Below are 14,298 nucleotides of genomic sequence, written 5' to 3'. Positions count from 1 at the left end.
CCGAATTCCCGTGCCGCGGTGTACAATCGCGCGCTTATACCCTTGATGATCATGCGAAGGATTTTCCGGATGTTGCCGCGCTTTCCTGCCGTCACCCGCTGCCTGTCACTTGCCGCCCTGTGTGTGGCCGGTCCCGTTGCTGCATTGGAGCTTCCCCTGCCACCGCCCGGCGAAGACATCGTCGGCCAGGTGCAGGTGATCAAGGCCAAGTACGAAGATACGTTTGCCGATCTGGGCACCACCTACGATCTGGGCTATTCGGAAATGGTCGCGGCCAACCCGGGCATCGACGCCTGGCTGCCGGGCGCCGGCACCGAGATCGTTTTGCCAACGCGTTTCATCCTGCCCCCGGGCCCGCGCGAAGGCATCGTCATCAACCTCGCCGAATACCGTCTCTATTACTACCCGAAAGGTCGCGACGTGGTTTACACGTTCCCGCTGGGTATCGGCCGGGAAGGCTGGGGCTCGCCGATCGCGCATACTTCAATCATTGCCAAGACGCCGAATCCGACCTGGACGCCGCCGGCTTCGATCAAGGCCGAGCACGCCGCTGATGGTGATCCGCTGCCCAACGTAGTGCCGGCCGGCCCGGACAACCCGCTGGGGCCGTTCAAGTTCACCCTCGGCACGCCGGGTTATCTGATTCACGGTTCCAACAAGAAATTCGGTATCGGCATGCGCACCAGCCACGGCTGCTTCCGCATGTTCAACAACAACGTGCTGGAAATGGCTGGCATGGTGCCGGTCGGTACGTCGGTACGGATCATCAACGACCCGTACAAATTCGGCCGCAGTGGCGGCAAGGTCTATCTGGAGGCGCACACGCCACTGGACGACAAGGGCAACCCGTCGGTGGTCGACAAGCACACCGCGGTGATCAACGCGATGCTCAAGCGTGAAGACATCACCAGCAACCTGCGCATGGACTGGGATGTGGTACGTGACGTAGTCGCGGCAGAAGATGGCCTGCCAGTGGAGATCGCTACGCCGACCAACGCCCCGGCGCCGATGGTTACCAGCACACCGATCGACCTGCAATAAGCTCTGCTCGGCAACCCGCCGATGCGTACCGCGTCGGCGGGTTTTTATTGCCCGGACAAAAGCAGCGGGCACAAAAAAGCCGACCCAAAAAATGGGTCGGCTCGATAACAATCCCGAGGGATTATTACTTGCGGCTAGCTTTTTCCAGCATGCGCAGAGCACGCTCGTTAGCTTCGTCAGCAGTCTGTTGTGCTTTTTGAGCAGCAGCCAGAGCTTCATCAGCTTTACGGTAAGCTTCGTCTGCACGAGCCTGGGAGCGAGCAGCTGCGTCTTCAGTAGCGGTCAGACGTGCTTCGGTTTCTTTCGATGCGCTGCTGCAACCGGTAGCCAGAACTGCGGCCAGAGCCAGAGCAGAGAATTTCAGAACGTTGTTCATCGTGTTCCCCTTCAAGGACTTTCAAATTAAGTAGCTGTCTCCTCACGATTGAGGAAATAGCCGGCGTACATACTACCCATTACTTGTAGTAAGTAAACTGACGTAGCGCAAGAAGCAAAAAAAATTGTAGGCGTTGATTCTTTTTCGAGCAACTTTTAACTGCGCTGTATAAAAAACATCCAGCTACAAGCCCCGCCCCGAGCGACTTGATCGCGAAAAGTTCCCTGCCCGTGATGCTCTTTTCGCGTCTTCGGCTAAAGTCTGTCTAAATGAATTCGTCCATACTTTTGTTCCGTTTCTGTGAGCCGCTTGGCGTATCTTTTTGATGTTCAGGTGACTTTATAAAAGGTTGCACGTCTCAAGTCTCAACAACCGGCAATGTTCAGCTGAGCGGCCCGCGAAGATCTTCTTCCGAGACTGTCCTGCGTCCTCCGGGCGCCACCCCGCGCAACGCGCTCAATGACGAGCGCATCTTGAGCATTCCCACCAATGGTGCCTACTATTTATCAGGTGTCAGGGTGCGCGAGATCGGTGTGGCTCTTCTCGGTGTCCGTCAGGCACGGGGTGGCGTAGATGTTCCTTCGCCGGGAAAACATCGGTAAGGTAGGGGTCACAATCCAAGACCCGCGAGGAGTAGTGATGAGCGAGGCGTTGTCCATCCACCATGACCAGGCTGGTCATCAGTTCGAGACCAATGTGGACGGTCATCGTGCCTACCTGACCTATATGGATCTGGGGAAACAGACCCTGGATATCTACCGCACGTTCGTGCCCAACGCCCTGCGTGGCCGAGGCATTGCTGCCGCGCTGACCGAAAGTGCGTTGAAGTACGCTGAAGAAATGGGCTACACGGTGATCCCGTCGTGCTCGTACGTCGAGCGCTACATGGAACGTCACCAGCGCCGCGCCGCGAAGATCTGAATCGCACACACAAAAACGCCGGGCAATGCCCGGCGTTTTTTTATGCCTGCAAAACGTCGATCAGGTGCGCTGACGTTTCGGCAACACGTCCTTGAGCTTGGCGTGCATGCTGCGCAGGGTAGTCTCGGTGGCGGACCAATCGATGCACGCGTCGGTGATCGACACGCCGTATTGCAGATCGGCGAGGTCTTTCGGGATCGCCTGGCAGCCCCAGTTCAGATGGCTCTCGACCATCAGACCGATGATCGACTGGTTGCCTTCGAGAATCTGGTTGGCGACGTTTTCCATCACCAGCGGTTGCAGGGCCGGGTCCTTGTTGGAGTTGGCGTGGCTGCAATCGACCATGATGTTCGGCTTGATCTTCGCCTTGTTCAGCGCCTGCTCGCACAGGGCGACGCTGACCGAATCGTAGTTCGGCTTGCCGTTACCACCGCGCAGCACCACGTGACCGTAGGCGTTGCCTTTGGTGGTGACGATCGACACGCCACCTTCCTGGTTGATACCGAGGAAGCGGTGCGGGCTCGACACTGACTGCAAGGCGTTGATCGCCACGGTCAGGCCGCCATCGGTGCCGTTCTTGAAACCGACGGCCGAAGACAGGCCGGAAGCCATTTCCCGGTGGGTCTGCGATTCGGTGGTACGAGCACCGATCGCCGACCAGCTGATCAGGTCCTGCAAGTACTGCGGCGAGATCGGGTCGAGGGCTTCGGTGGCGGTCGGCAGGCCTTTCTCGGCCAGGTCGAGCAGCAACTGGCGCCCGATGTGCAGACCGTCCTGGATCTTGAACGAGTCATCCAGATAGGGATCGTTGATCAGGCCTTTCCAGCCAACAGTGGTGCGCGGCTTCTCGAAGTACACGCGCATGACCAGGTACAGGGTGTCGGATACTTCTTCGGCCAGCACCTTGAGGCGATCGGCGTATTCGTGGGCGGCCTTGATGTCGTGGATCGAGCACGGGCCGATCACGACGAACAGACGGTGGTCGGTGCCGTCAAGAATGTTGCGAATGACTTCGCGGCCCTTGGTGACGGTGCGCAGGGCGGCGTCGCTCAGAGGGATATCACGCTTGAGCTGATCGGGAGTGATCAGGGTCTCGTTAGAGGCGACGTTCAGGTCGTTGATCGGTAAATCAGCCATCGTTTACTCGTCAGGTCACGGGTGCCGGCCGCCAGCGATCCCCGCGCGGCGGGGCACAGCAGATTTAGCGCGTCGGGGGAGCCGAACCTTAGCGCGTCGGACGCTGCTCGACAATGGGCAAACGGCGCTTTAGTCCAATGTCGGCGGCATAAAAGCCTTACGCACGGTGTCGTGGGAGAACTCGTCGGCGTGCTGCTCGACCCATTGCAGGGCCAGCGCCTGAATATCCTGCAGATCGTCGTGGCTGTTTTTCATCCGGTAGAAGCGCTCGATCTGACACACTTGCTCACCCATTCGCGCACTGAACAGCGTCTGCTCATCGGTGAAGGCTATGCCCAGCAGATAACCTTTCTTGCGCCGCAGACACCACGCCACATAGCCCGGGTAACACAGCTCGGCATTCACGCTTGGCATCCGCACCTGCAGGGCCGTGCCATGGCGCCAGGCGCGGTGGTAATTGCAAGCGATGCCGCCGAGGCTGATAGTGTGCAGCTGTTGTCTGGAAATGCATTCAGGCTTGAGCAACGTCAATTCAACCGGCACTTCGTCCGGATGAGGAATGAAACGTCCCATGAGCACAGACTCCCTGTGTCGGCCATCTGACATTGTTTCCCCCAGTATAGTGGTCGAATCCGAACTGACCGATTTCGACGCCGACCAGCGCCTGTTGACGATGAGCGGCGTTTCCCTGGTGATGTTCACCAGTGTCGGTTGCGCCAGTTGCCGCTATGCCCGCGAAGTGTTGCCGGGGCTGCCACTGGCAGTGGACCGGCTGTGCTGGATCGATGCCGGCGACAACGGCGGACTGGTCGAGCGTTATCAGGTGTTTCATTTGCCGGCACTCTTTGTGGTGCGCGACGGCGAGTTCTTTGGCGCGTTGCACACGCGCCTGACTGCCGATGCGCTCAACGCCGCACTGGCGCAGGCGCTGAATCGAACTGCAGAGGAGTTGCCGTGATGGGGGCAGTGCAAAAACCCGTGGTGGGGATTATCGGCACCGGGGCGATTGGTGGTTTTTATGGGGTGATGCTGGCGCGCGCCGGTTTCGATGTGCACTTTCTATTGCGCAGCGAGTTTTCGGCCGTGGCCGAACGCGGCTTGCAGGTCAACAGCGCCGTGCATGGCCCGCTGACGCTAAACTCGGCGCAGGCCTACTGCGCGGCCGCCGACATGCCCAAATGCGACTGGCTGCTGGTCGGCGCCAAAACCACCAGCAACGCCGACCTGGCGCCGGCGATTATCGAGGCGGCCAAGCCCGACGCAAAAGTGCTGTTGCTGCAGAACGGCCTCGACGTCGAAGACAGCTTGCGCCCATTGCTTCCCGATTCCCTGCATCTGCTGGGCGGCTTGTGCCTGATCTGCGTCCATCGCGAAGGCCCCGGCGTGATTACTCATCAAGCCTTGGGCGCGGTGAACATCGGTTATCACAGCGGCCCGGCCATCGATCAGGTGACACGCATGGCGATGGTCGAGGAGGGCGCCGGACTGTTCCGTTCTGCCGGGATCGATTCCCAGGCGATGCCCAATCTGCATCAGGCGCGCTGGCAGAAACTGGTGTGGAACATTCCCTACAACGGGCTCTCGGTGTTGCTCGGCGCCGGTACCAGCGCGCTGATGGCCGATGCCGACAGCCGCGCGTTGATCCAGACGCTGATGGCCGAAGTGGTGCAGGGCGCCAAGTCCTGCGGCCACGACGTGCCGCCGGGCTACGCTGATTACCTGTTTATGATGACCGAGAAAATGCCCGACTACTGGCCGAGCATGTATCACGACTTTTTGCACAAGCGGCCGCTGGAGCTGGAAGCGATCTATGCTCGGCCATTGGCAGCCGCGAAAGCGGCAGGCTGCGAACTTCCACGCATCGAATCGCTGTACCGCACTTTAGGATTTATCGACCGACGCAACCTTTAACCGGTCGCTCTGGGGGAAAACATGGCCAACAACATCGATGACAAACTGGTGCTGGCGATTTCGTCGCGCGCCTTGTTCGACCTGAGCGAAAGCCACAAGGTCTACCTGTCGAGTGGCGTCGAGGCCTATCGGCAATACCAGATCGAACACGAAGACGAGATTCTCGCGCCAGGCGATGCCTTCCCGCTGGTAGAAAAACTGCTGAGCCTGAACAGCCGCCTCGGCCGCGCCCGGGTCGAAGTGATTCTGGTCTCGCGCAACAGCGCCGACACCGGGCTGCGTGTGTTCAATTCGATCCATCATTACGGTCTGGCGATTTCCCGCGCGGCGTTTGTCGGCGGGCGCAGTCCTTATCCTTATCTGAAAGCCTTTGGCTGCGATCTGTTTCTGTCCACCCATGCCGAGGATGTGCGCGCGGCGCTGGACGCCGGGTTTGCCGCGGCAACGATTCTGTCCGGTGGCGCCAGCCGTGCTGCCAGCGACGAATTGCGCATCGCCTTCGACGGCGACGCGGTGATTTTTTCTGACGAGTCGGAGCGCATTTATCAGTCCGGCGGCCTCGCAGCGTTTCAGGCCAAGGAACGCGAGTCGGCGCGCGAGCCGTTGCGCGGCGGCCCGTTCAAGGGCTTTCTCGCGGCGCTCAATCTGCTCCAGCGCGAGTTTCCCGACGATGACTGCCCGATCCGCACCGCGCTGGTCACCGCGCGATCGGCGCCGGCCCACGAGCGGGTCATCCGCACCTTGCGCGAGTGGGACATCCGTCTCGATGAATCGCTGTTTCTCGGCGGTCTGACCAAGTCGGCATTCCTCGAAGCCTTCGCCGCCGATGTGTTCTTCGACGATCAGACCGGGCATTGCGAGCTGGCCCGTGAGGTGGTCGCCACCGGTCACGTGCCCCACGGCATCAGCAACGAACCGTCGATTTAAAGCCCTTTGACTCAAGACGTTGCCTCGCCCGTCGTACTCGTCAAGGCACTGCTAAGCTGAATCAATCTCCGCCATGTTGGCTTGCGAGGAGGTCATATGATTCGTTCGATGCTGTATGCCACTGACCTCGGTCTGTACGCCCCGTTCGTGATGCAGCATGCCTTGGCGTTGGCGCGCACCTTCAATGCCGATCTGTACGTGGTGCACGCGGTGGAGCCGATGGGACTGTTCGCTGAATCGGTGTTGCAGAGTTATCTCGACGAGCAGGCATTGAACGAATTCCACAGCCAGGGTCTGAAAACAGTCATCGCCAATATCGAGCAGCGCGTGCTGGAGAGCTTTCGCGAAGAACTCGGCGACGATGGCGAACTGGACTTGCAGCGCATACGTGCGGTGCGTGTACTGCAGGGCGATCCGTCGCAGGTGATTCTCGACCAGGTGCAGAAACTCTCTGTCGATCTGCTGATCGTAGGCAGTCACAGCCACGGGGTCGGCGCGGAGACACCGTTGGGGCGCACGGCTGCGCGAGTCCTGCAATTGGCCAAGGTGCCGGTTTATCTGGTGCCGTTGGTCGAGCGTCGGCGGCGCGAGGATCGCTGAGGCAAAATAATGGCGCTTCGATGAAAAAGTTCTAGATTTATTCTTCAAACCATTAATATAGTTATATACCGTCGCTGATGCCCGTGGCGTCTTTCTGCTTTGAGGGATTGATATGAAGCTTCAACAACTGCGCTACATCTGGGAAGTGGCGCACCACGACCTCAACGTTTCCGCTACAGCCCAAAGCCTTTACACCTCGCAACCGGGCATCAGTAAGCAAATCCGTCTGCTGGAAGACGAACTGGGCGTCGAAGTGTTTGCCCGCAGCGGCAAACACCTGACCCGCGTCACCCCGGCTGGCGAGCGCATCATCACCACCGCTGGCGAGATTCTGCGCAAGGTCGAGAGCATCAAGCAGATTGCCCAGGAATTCTCCAACGAGAAGAAGGGCACGCTGTCGATCGCCACCACGCACACCCAGGCCCGTTATGCGCTGCCACCGGTGATCAGCAATTTCATCAAGCAATATCCCGACGTGGCCCTGCACATGCATCAGGGCTCGCCGATGCAGATCGCTGAAATGGCCGCTGATGGCACCGTCGATTTCGCCATTGCCACCGAAGCGCTGGAGCTGTTCGGCGATCTGGTGATGATGCCGTGCTACCGCTGGAACCGTTGCGTGGTCGTGCCCCAGGGCCACCCGCTGACCAAGCTGCCGAAGCTGACGCTGGAAGCCCTCGCCGAATACCCGATCGTGACGTACGTGTTCGGTTTCACCGGTCGTTCGAAACTCGACGAAGCCTTCAGCCATCGCGGGCTGACGCCGAAAGTGGTGTTCACCGCGGCCGACGCCGACGTGATCAAGACCTACGTGCGTCTGGGGCTGGGCGTGGGCATCGTGGCGAAAATGGCGGTCGACACCAAACTCGATAACGATCTGGTGGTGCTGGACGCCAGCGAGCTGTTCGAATCGAGCGTAACCAAGATCGGTTTCCGTCGCGGCACGTTCCTGCGGGGTTTCATGTGCGACTTCATCGAGAAATTCGCCCCGCACCTGACCCGCGAAGTCATGGCCAAGGCCATTCAGTGCCACAACAAACAGGAACTGGAAGAACTGTTCGACGGCGTCGAATTGCCGGTGCACTGATCCGCTGTTTCAAAGCACCTCGGTGACAGCGAACTGTTGCCGGGTGCCCGCCACCAGAATCTCCACCTCATCACCCTCGAACTTGCCCAGCAGGCTTTTGCCCAGCGGTGAGCGCGGGGTGATGACAGTGATCGGCTGACCGACCACGTCGACTTTCAGACCGGCCGCGTCCGGGGCCAGGAACAGCCATTGCTCGCGCCCTCTTTCATCTTCCAGGCCGAGCAGGGCACCGATCTCGATGCCACGCTGTTCATCGTAGGCACGCAACGTAAGGTTCTGGCACAGCGCCAGCGACTGACGAATCTCCTCGACCCGTTTCGCCTGACCGGCCGCCAGATACGACGCCTCGAGACCCAGGGTGTCGTACTTGTTTTCGGCGATGTTCTCTTCGTGGGTCGCGGTTTCGTACGCGGTCTGCGCGGCGCGTTCTGCGATGTCGAGGTCGATGCGCAGTTTGTCGAGAATCAATTGATGGACAGTGTGTTTGTTCATGATCAATCGCAGAACTGCAAAACGTTGGCGCGGCTTTTTTCGCTGGGTGCGGTCTGGTCCTGCTGCAGCCAGAACTGGCATTTGGGGTTGGACGCGTTGCGCGAACTGGCGCGCGCCTGATCCAGTCGAGCCTGCTGTTCGTTCTTGCGCAGGTTTTCTTCGTACTGCTCGAACAGTGGGCTCTGCGATGGGATGTCCGGCTGGGCTTGCACGGGCGCAGGCGGGGGCGGGTTGGCGATCTGCTGCACCGCTTGGGCGACGGGCGCCAGTTGCTCGGCAAAGATGAACCGCGAAAGCAGCCAGCAGGTCAGAGCGATGGCGAGAAAGCCCAGCCACATGCCCAGGGCGATGCTGCCGATCAGATGCAGGGCGCTAAGCTGAACAGGCAAGGGGCGACGCGAACGGGGACGGTAGGGCATGGCTGCCTCCTGGCGGATGAATGCGGGCAAGTGGCGATTGTCGCACGAAGATTAATCGGCGTCGGCTCTTCTGCGCGAGGGTATTTATGCGGACAATCGGCGCTTTTGCCAACGGGAGCCTTGAATGACTGAAACGAACACCCGCTGGGATATTTTCTGCACCGTCGTCGACAACTTCGGCGATATTGGCGTGACCTGGCGCCTGGCCCGGCAACTGGTTGCCGAGCATTCACTGACAGTGCGCCTTTGGGTGGACGATCTGCGCGCGTTCGAACGTATCTGCCCAGCGATCGATATCGACGCTGCGCAGCAATATCAGCAGGGCGTCGAGGTGCGGCACTGGCCCGTCGAGTGGGTTCACACGGACGCCGCTGACGTCGTGATCGCCGCGTTCGCCTGCAATTTGCCCAACGATTACATGGACGCCATGTCCGCGCGTGAACGCCCGCCGCTGTGGATGAACCTCGATTATCTCAGCGCCGAAGACTGGGTCGTCGGCTGTCATGGATTGCCCTCGGTCAAATACAAATCGGTGCAGAAGATTTTCTTCTTTCCCGGTTTTCAGCCAGGCACCGGCGGACTGTTGCGCGAGCGCGGCTTGCTTGAGCAGCGTCGGCAGTTTCAACAGGATGCCGCGGCGCAGCGACAATTTCTGCAAGGGTTGGGCATCGAGCGCGCACCTGATGCACAACTGATTTCGCTGTTTGCCTACGAGAACGCCGGGCTGGCCAGTTGGCTCGACGTACTGGCTGCGGCGGATACGCCGACCCATCTGCTGGTGCCGGAAGGGCGGATTCTCGGCGATGTTGCGCGTTGGCTGGAGGTGGAGACGCTGACGGTCGGCGCCATTCATCAACGTCAGTCGCTTACCGTGCAGGTGCTGCCGTTCGTCCGTCAGGATCAATACGACCATTTGCTCTGGTGCTGCGATTTCAACGCAGTGCGCGGTGAGGACTCGTTCGTGCGTGCGCAATGGGCGGGGCGACCGATGCTCTGGCACATCTATCAGCAGGACGAAGACATCCATCTGGACAAGCTCGACGCCTTTCTCGCGCTTTACACCAAACGCCTTTCGCCAGCGGCTGCCGAGGCGATGAACGGTCTGTGGCGCGCCTGGAGTGCCGGCCAGCCGATCGGCGAGCACTGGCTCGCGGCCTGCAAACACTGGCCAGAACTGCAGGATAATGCCGAAGCGTGGTGTCTGGAACAGGGCTTGCAGGCGGATCTCGCCACGGCGCTGGTACAGTTTTACCTAAATTGGATATGATACGCGGCCTAGATTTTTGTAAATCCCATCCAAATTCGGATATTCGCAATGAAAACTGGTAAAGAACTCAAACCCGGTACCGTGATCCGTATCGACAACGATCCTTGGCTGGTTCAGAAAGCTGAATTCACCAAGTCGGGCCGTAACAGCGCGATCATGAAGACCAAGCTGAAGAACCTGCTGACCGGTTACAAGACCGAAACCGTTTACGGTGCGGACGACAAGCTGGACGACGTGATCCTGGATCGTAAAGAAGCCACCCTGTCGTTCATCAGCGGTGACACTTACACGTTCATGGACACCACTGACTACACCATGTACGAGCTGAACGCCGAAGACATCGAAAGCGTTCTGCCTTTCGTTGAAGAAGGCATGACCGACGTTTGCGAAGCCGTGTTCTTCGAAGAGCGTCTGGTTTCCGTAGAACTGCCGACCACCATCGTGCGTCAGGTTGACTACACCGAAGGCTCCGCTCGCGGTGATACTTCCGGCAAGGTGATGAAGCCTGCCAAACTGAAGAACGGTACCGAGCTGTCGGTTGCTGACTTCATCGAAATCGGCGACATGATCGAAATCGACACCCGCGAAGGCGGTTCCTACAAAGGCCGTGCGAAATAAGCACTGCTTTTTACGGAAAGAAAAAACCCGACCATTGAGTCGGGTTTTTTTGTGCCTGCAATTCAGCCATCACCACCAGTCCTTGTAGGAGTGAGCCTGCTCGCGATGGCGTCAGACCAGTCGACATGTTCATCGACTGATACACCGCTATCGCGAGCAGGCTCACTCCTACAGGTGGGATGGGTTTATTTCAGATGTTCCTTCAGCTCTTGCGAAGCCTGCAACATCGCCGAACGCACCGCCGGCACCTGGCTGACCACGTTGAGCAAACCGTAATCGTGAATCATGCCGTTGTAACGCACCGACGTCACCGGCACACCGGCTTCGTCGAGTTTGCGCGCATACGCTTCGCCTTCATCGCGCAGTACATCGGCGCTGGCGGTTTGCACCAGTGCTGGCGGCAGACCTTTCAGTTGCGCAGTGGTAGCGCGCAGCGGTGAAGCGTAGATCTCGTTACGCTGCCTGGCGTCAGTGGTGTAGTTGTCCCAGAACCACTTCATCATGTTGCGGGTGAGGAAATGCCCCTCGGCATACTGGTTGTAGGACCCGGTATCGAAGTTGGCATCAGTCACCGGCCACAGCAGCGCCTGGAATCTGATCGCCGGGGTGCCCTTGTCTTTGGCCATCAGCGCAACCACTGCGGCCATGTTGCCGCCGACGCTGTTGCCGGCCACGGCCAGACGTTTGCCATCGACGTTGATCTCCTTGCCGTGTTCCGCCACCCATTTGGTCGCGGCGTAGGCCTGGTTGATCGCCACCGGATAATGCGCTTCCGGCGAAGGGGTGTAGTTGACGAATACCGCCGCCGCACCCGAACCGGCCACCAGATCGCGGACCAGCCGTTCGTGGGTCGGGAAATCCCCGAGCACCCAGCCGCCACCGTGGAAGAACATGAACACTGGCAGCTCGCCCTTGACCCCGGCCGGCCGGACGATGGTCAGGCTCAACGGTTGGCCATCGACCTGGATGGTCTTCTCGCTGACATCGGCTTTTGGCAATGTCAGTTTGACCCCGGACTGCGCGCCGACCAGCACGGCGCGAGCGTCCTTGGGCGACAGCTGCTCGATCGGCTTGCCGCTGCCGGCATTCAGCACATCGAGAAACGCCTGGGTGTTGTGCTCGACATCACCGGCGAAGGCGCTGTGCACGGACAGGGCGAGAAGGGTACCGGTCAAGACTTTGCTGAAAGTGTTCATATTCAATTTCCTTGTTCGGGCCGGGGCTCAGTGATTACACGGTCACGTGCAGACGGACGTCGACGTTGCCGCGGGTGGCGTTGGAGTACGGGCAGACCTGGTGAGCGGCGTCGACCAGGCTTTGCGCATCGGCTTGTTCCAGACCTGGCAGGCTGATGTGCAGGTCAATGTCCAGACCGAAGCCACCGGGGATCTGACCGATACCGACGTGGGCGGTGATCGAGGCGTCATCGGGGATCTTGCGTTTGGTCTGGCTGGCAACGAATTTCAGCGCGCCGATGAAGCAGGCCGAGTAGCCGGCAGCGAACAGTTGCTCAGGGTTGGTCGCCGCACCGCCAGCACCGCCGAGTTCTTTTGGCGTGGCGAGTTTGACGTCGAGGATGTTGTCGCTGGAGATCGCACGACCGTCACGGCCGCCAGTGGAGGTTGCGATTGCGGTGTAGAGAGTTTGCATGGTGTGAGCCTCGTTGGGTTGTGGTTTTGTGCGCTAATTGTTTGCGCGCTAAGTAGGTGTGAGGCGAATGTATAGTGCTAATGTTTAGCGCGCAAGATAAATTTTCAAAAAAGTTTTGCCGAGCGTGCTTTTCGAATGATCAATCAGCTGGAGAGCATTGAAATAGAAGGGACAGCGGGGATCTTGAAAGCTGAGAATATTTTTCAGGCGAAGGAGATCAAATGTAGGAGTGAGCCTGCTCGCGATAGCGCTGGGTCAGTCAGCACATGTGTTTCTGACTCACCGCTATCGCGAGCAGGCTCACTCCTACAGGGGGACGGGGGGCTTAAATCAGGCTGTCTTGCAAATGCCCGCGCAGCGCTTGCAATTCCGCTTGCAGTTTCTGCAGGCGCTCAAGGGTAAAGCCGCTGGCGCCAAGAATGCACTGGGGAATGCTTTGCGCCTTATCGCGCAGGGCGCGACCTTGTTCGGTCAATTCGACGATGACCACCCGCTCATCCTCGCGACTGCGTGTGCGGCTAAGCAAGCCTTCCGCTTCCAGACGCTTGAGCAGTGGCGTCAGCGAGCCCGGATCGGTGAGCAGGCGCGTGCTGATTTCTCCGACCGTCAAACCATCCTGTTCCCACAACACCATCATCGCCAGGTACTGCGGGTAGGTCAGGTTCAGCGCTTGCAGCAGCGGCTTGTAGACCTTGGTCATCATCAGCGAAGTGGAGTGCAGGGCGAAGCAGGCCTGGTTAGCCAGCAGCAGGTCGTCGCAGGTGTCGCGTTCGGAAGTCATGGTGCAAGCCTTGTTCAGTGATGCAATGAATCTAGCGCTCGAATCTTTCATGCGCCAGATAATTTTCCCTGTAGCTTGAGCCTAGTGCCGGCCCAGATCCCGTTGCAACGCCAGATCCCACGGAGGAACAGGGCTGAAGCGGCTTTTCAGATATTCCAGTAGCAAGCGGCTGCGCGAATGGGTCTGTTGGCCCATGCGCAAGGCGTAGATGCCGGCGGATTCCGCCTCGGGCAAGCCGTTGTCGCAGAACAGCGGCAGCAGTTCGCCGCGCAGCAGGTATTCGCTGGCCAGCCAGGTCGGCAAATGGGCGATTCCCAGTCCGGCCAAAGCGCCGCAGACCAAGGCCTCGGCGTTGTTGGCGCTCAGACGGATGCGCGCCGGACGGTGCAACTGCAATTGCCCGTCGAGTTGAAAGCGCCAGGCGAAGGGCGGGGCGAGGCCGTCCCAATCGAGCCCGTCGTGTTCATTCAATTGCGCGGGATGGCTCGGCACGCCACGGCGTTTCAGGTAATCGGGGCTGGCGCAGGCGATGCGCACGATGCTCGCCAGTGGCGTGGCGACCAGACGCGTGTCAGCCAGTTGCCCGGCGCGCAGGACGAGATCGACTTTGCCCAGGTTCGAGCCGTCCATGTCGATGAAGCTGTCGATCAAATGCAACTGCACATCCAGGCCCGGGTATAGCAACAAAAAGTCAGCGAGCACCGGCGCCAGATGTCGGCGTCCGAACGCGGCGGGCGCGTCGATGCGGATCAAGCCTTCCGGCGCACTGCTCAGAGACACCGCTTCGGCGCGGGCCAGTTGTAGCTCGGCGACAATTCGCCGTGCACGCTCGGCAAAGGCCAGCCCGGCTGGCGTCGCGCGCACGGCGTGGGTGCTGCGCACAAACAGCTGACTGCCCACCGCGCTTTCGAGATTGTCGATACGCCGTGCGACCGCCGAGGGTGTTAGCGGATGGCGGCGTGCGGCGGCGGAAAAACTGCCGCTTTCCAGCACGTCGAGGAACAGTCCGAGCTGATCGGTTAATTGATTGGGATTCATGGATCGGGCGCTTATGCGAAATCGGCACAGCCA

18 protein-coding genes are annotated in these 14,298 nt (G+C 59.7%); 9 read left to right on the top strand and 9 right to left on the bottom strand.

Features of this window, described 5'->3' with window-relative positions:
- The first annotated feature begins 69 nt into the window (after positions 1 to 69).
- Positions 70 to 1,041, top strand: coding sequence for a L,D-transpeptidase family protein (locus ACYYKW_RS15110; RefSeq protein WP_090284982.1), 972 nt, complete (start codon positions 70 to 72; stop codon positions 1,039 to 1,041).
- 124 nt (positions 1,042 to 1,165) lie between these two features.
- On the opposite strand, the gene oprI is transcribed toward ACYYKW_RS15110, so the two are convergent.
- Entirely contained in the window at positions 1,166 to 1,417 is a 252-nt protein-coding gene (gene oprI / locus ACYYKW_RS15105; RefSeq protein ID WP_003183784.1) for an outer membrane lipoprotei OprI, read from the bottom strand.
- Between the two features lie 639 nt (positions 1,418 to 2,056).
- On the opposite strand from oprI, the gene ACYYKW_RS15100 reads away from it, so the two are divergent.
- On the top strand, positions 2,057 to 2,338 hold the full coding sequence (locus tag ACYYKW_RS15100; protein ID WP_090284980.1) for a GNAT family N-acetyltransferase: 282 nt from the start codon (positions 2,057 to 2,059) through the stop codon (positions 2,336 to 2,338).
- A gap of 60 nt (positions 2,339 to 2,398) precedes the next feature.
- Here the strand turns inward: ACYYKW_RS15100 and ACYYKW_RS15095 are convergent, their stop codons facing one another.
- Both ACYYKW_RS15095 and ACYYKW_RS15090 read right to left on the bottom strand, forming a co-directional pair.
- Positions 2,399 to 3,475 carry a 3-deoxy-7-phosphoheptulonate synthase gene (locus tag ACYYKW_RS15095; RefSeq protein ID WP_090284978.1) on the bottom strand — a complete coding sequence of 359 codons (1,077 nt, stop codon included), beginning with the start codon at positions 3,473 to 3,475 and terminating at the stop codon, positions 2,399 to 2,401.
- Between the two features lie 129 nt (positions 3,476 to 3,604).
- A complete protein-coding gene (locus tag ACYYKW_RS15090) occupies positions 3,605 to 4,048 on the bottom strand; it encodes a PilZ domain-containing protein (protein WP_093099685.1) in 444 nt (147 codons plus the stop codon).
- Between ACYYKW_RS15090 and ACYYKW_RS15085 the strand changes: the two genes are divergently transcribed.
- The 5 genes from ACYYKW_RS15085 (at position 4,047) to cysB (ending at position 8,000) form a co-directional block, all read left to right on the top strand.
- Positions 4,047 to 4,433, top strand: coding sequence for a YbbN family protein (locus ACYYKW_RS15085; RefSeq protein ID WP_464990464.1), 387 nt, complete (start codon positions 4,047 to 4,049; stop codon positions 4,431 to 4,433). The two genes, ACYYKW_RS15090 and ACYYKW_RS15085, sit on opposite strands and share 2 nt — an antisense overlap.
- Positions 4,430 to 5,386 carry a putative 2-dehydropantoate 2-reductase gene (locus ACYYKW_RS15080; protein ID WP_464990463.1) on the top strand — a complete coding sequence of 319 codons (957 nt, stop codon included), beginning with the start codon at positions 4,430 to 4,432 and terminating at the stop codon, positions 5,384 to 5,386. Before ACYYKW_RS15085 ends, ACYYKW_RS15080 begins: the two co-directional genes overlap by 4 nt.
- Positions 5,387 to 5,407: 21 nt before the next feature.
- Positions 5,408 to 6,313 (top strand): 5'-nucleotidase, encoded by a 906-nt coding sequence (locus ACYYKW_RS15075; RefSeq protein ID WP_090284970.1) that lies wholly within the window; start codon positions 5,408 to 5,410, stop codon positions 6,311 to 6,313.
- A 96-nt stretch (positions 6,314 to 6,409) separates the two neighbouring features.
- Positions 6,410 to 6,913, top strand: coding sequence for a universal stress protein (locus ACYYKW_RS15070; protein WP_090284968.1), 504 nt, complete (start codon positions 6,410 to 6,412; stop codon positions 6,911 to 6,913).
- Between the two features lie 112 nt (positions 6,914 to 7,025).
- Positions 7,026 to 8,000 carry an HTH-type transcriptional regulator CysB gene (cysB, locus tag ACYYKW_RS15065; RefSeq protein ID WP_003183769.1) on the top strand — a complete coding sequence of 325 codons (975 nt, stop codon included), beginning with the start codon at positions 7,026 to 7,028 and terminating at the stop codon, positions 7,998 to 8,000.
- A gap of 9 nt (positions 8,001 to 8,009) precedes the next feature.
- Here cysB and ACYYKW_RS15060 read toward each other — a convergent pair whose 3' ends face one another.
- Positions 8,010 to 8,492, bottom strand: coding sequence for a GreA/GreB family elongation factor (locus tag ACYYKW_RS15060; protein WP_093099691.1), 483 nt, complete (start codon positions 8,490 to 8,492; stop codon positions 8,010 to 8,012).
- Positions 8,493 to 8,494: 2 nt separating this feature from the next.
- Positions 8,495 to 8,911 (bottom strand): hypothetical protein, encoded by a 417-nt coding sequence (locus ACYYKW_RS15055; RefSeq protein WP_090284962.1) that lies wholly within the window; start codon positions 8,909 to 8,911, stop codon positions 8,495 to 8,497.
- A 124-nt stretch (positions 8,912 to 9,035) separates the two neighbouring features.
- On the opposite strand from ACYYKW_RS15055, the gene earP reads away from it, so the two are divergent.
- Positions 9,036 to 10,178, top strand: coding sequence for an elongation factor P maturation arginine rhamnosyltransferase EarP (gene earP, locus ACYYKW_RS15050; protein WP_336356412.1), 1,143 nt, complete (start codon positions 9,036 to 9,038; stop codon positions 10,176 to 10,178).
- Positions 10,179 to 10,226: 48 nt separating this feature from the next.
- Positions 10,227 to 10,796 (top strand): elongation factor P, encoded by a 570-nt coding sequence (locus ACYYKW_RS15045; RefSeq protein WP_003226785.1) that lies wholly within the window; start codon positions 10,227 to 10,229, stop codon positions 10,794 to 10,796.
- A 185-nt stretch (positions 10,797 to 10,981) separates the two neighbouring features.
- On the opposite strand, the gene ACYYKW_RS15040 is transcribed toward ACYYKW_RS15045, so the two are convergent.
- From ACYYKW_RS15040 to ACYYKW_RS15025, 4 genes are all read right to left on the bottom strand, one after another.
- Complete coding sequence (locus ACYYKW_RS15040; protein WP_093099695.1) at positions 10,982 to 11,992, bottom strand: alpha/beta hydrolase; 1,011 nt, start codon at positions 11,990 to 11,992, stop codon at positions 10,982 to 10,984.
- Positions 11,993 to 12,026: 34 nt separating this feature from the next.
- Positions 12,027 to 12,446, bottom strand: a complete 420-nt coding sequence (locus ACYYKW_RS15035) for an organic hydroperoxide resistance protein (RefSeq protein WP_034155242.1) — start codon at positions 12,444 to 12,446, stop codon at positions 12,027 to 12,029.
- 325 nt (positions 12,447 to 12,771) lie between these two features.
- Entirely contained in the window at positions 12,772 to 13,227 is a 456-nt protein-coding gene (locus ACYYKW_RS15030; RefSeq protein WP_090284955.1) for a MarR family winged helix-turn-helix transcriptional regulator, read from the bottom strand.
- A gap of 81 nt (positions 13,228 to 13,308) precedes the next feature.
- On the bottom strand, positions 13,309 to 14,265 hold the full coding sequence (locus tag ACYYKW_RS15025; RefSeq protein WP_090284953.1) for a LysR family transcriptional regulator: 957 nt from the start codon (positions 14,263 to 14,265) through the stop codon (positions 13,309 to 13,311).
- Between the last annotated feature and the right edge of the window lie 33 nt (positions 14,266 to 14,298).

This window comes from Pseudomonas sp. 15C, from assembly GCF_055484735.1.
This window is presented reverse-complemented; position numbering and strand designations above follow the sequence as displayed.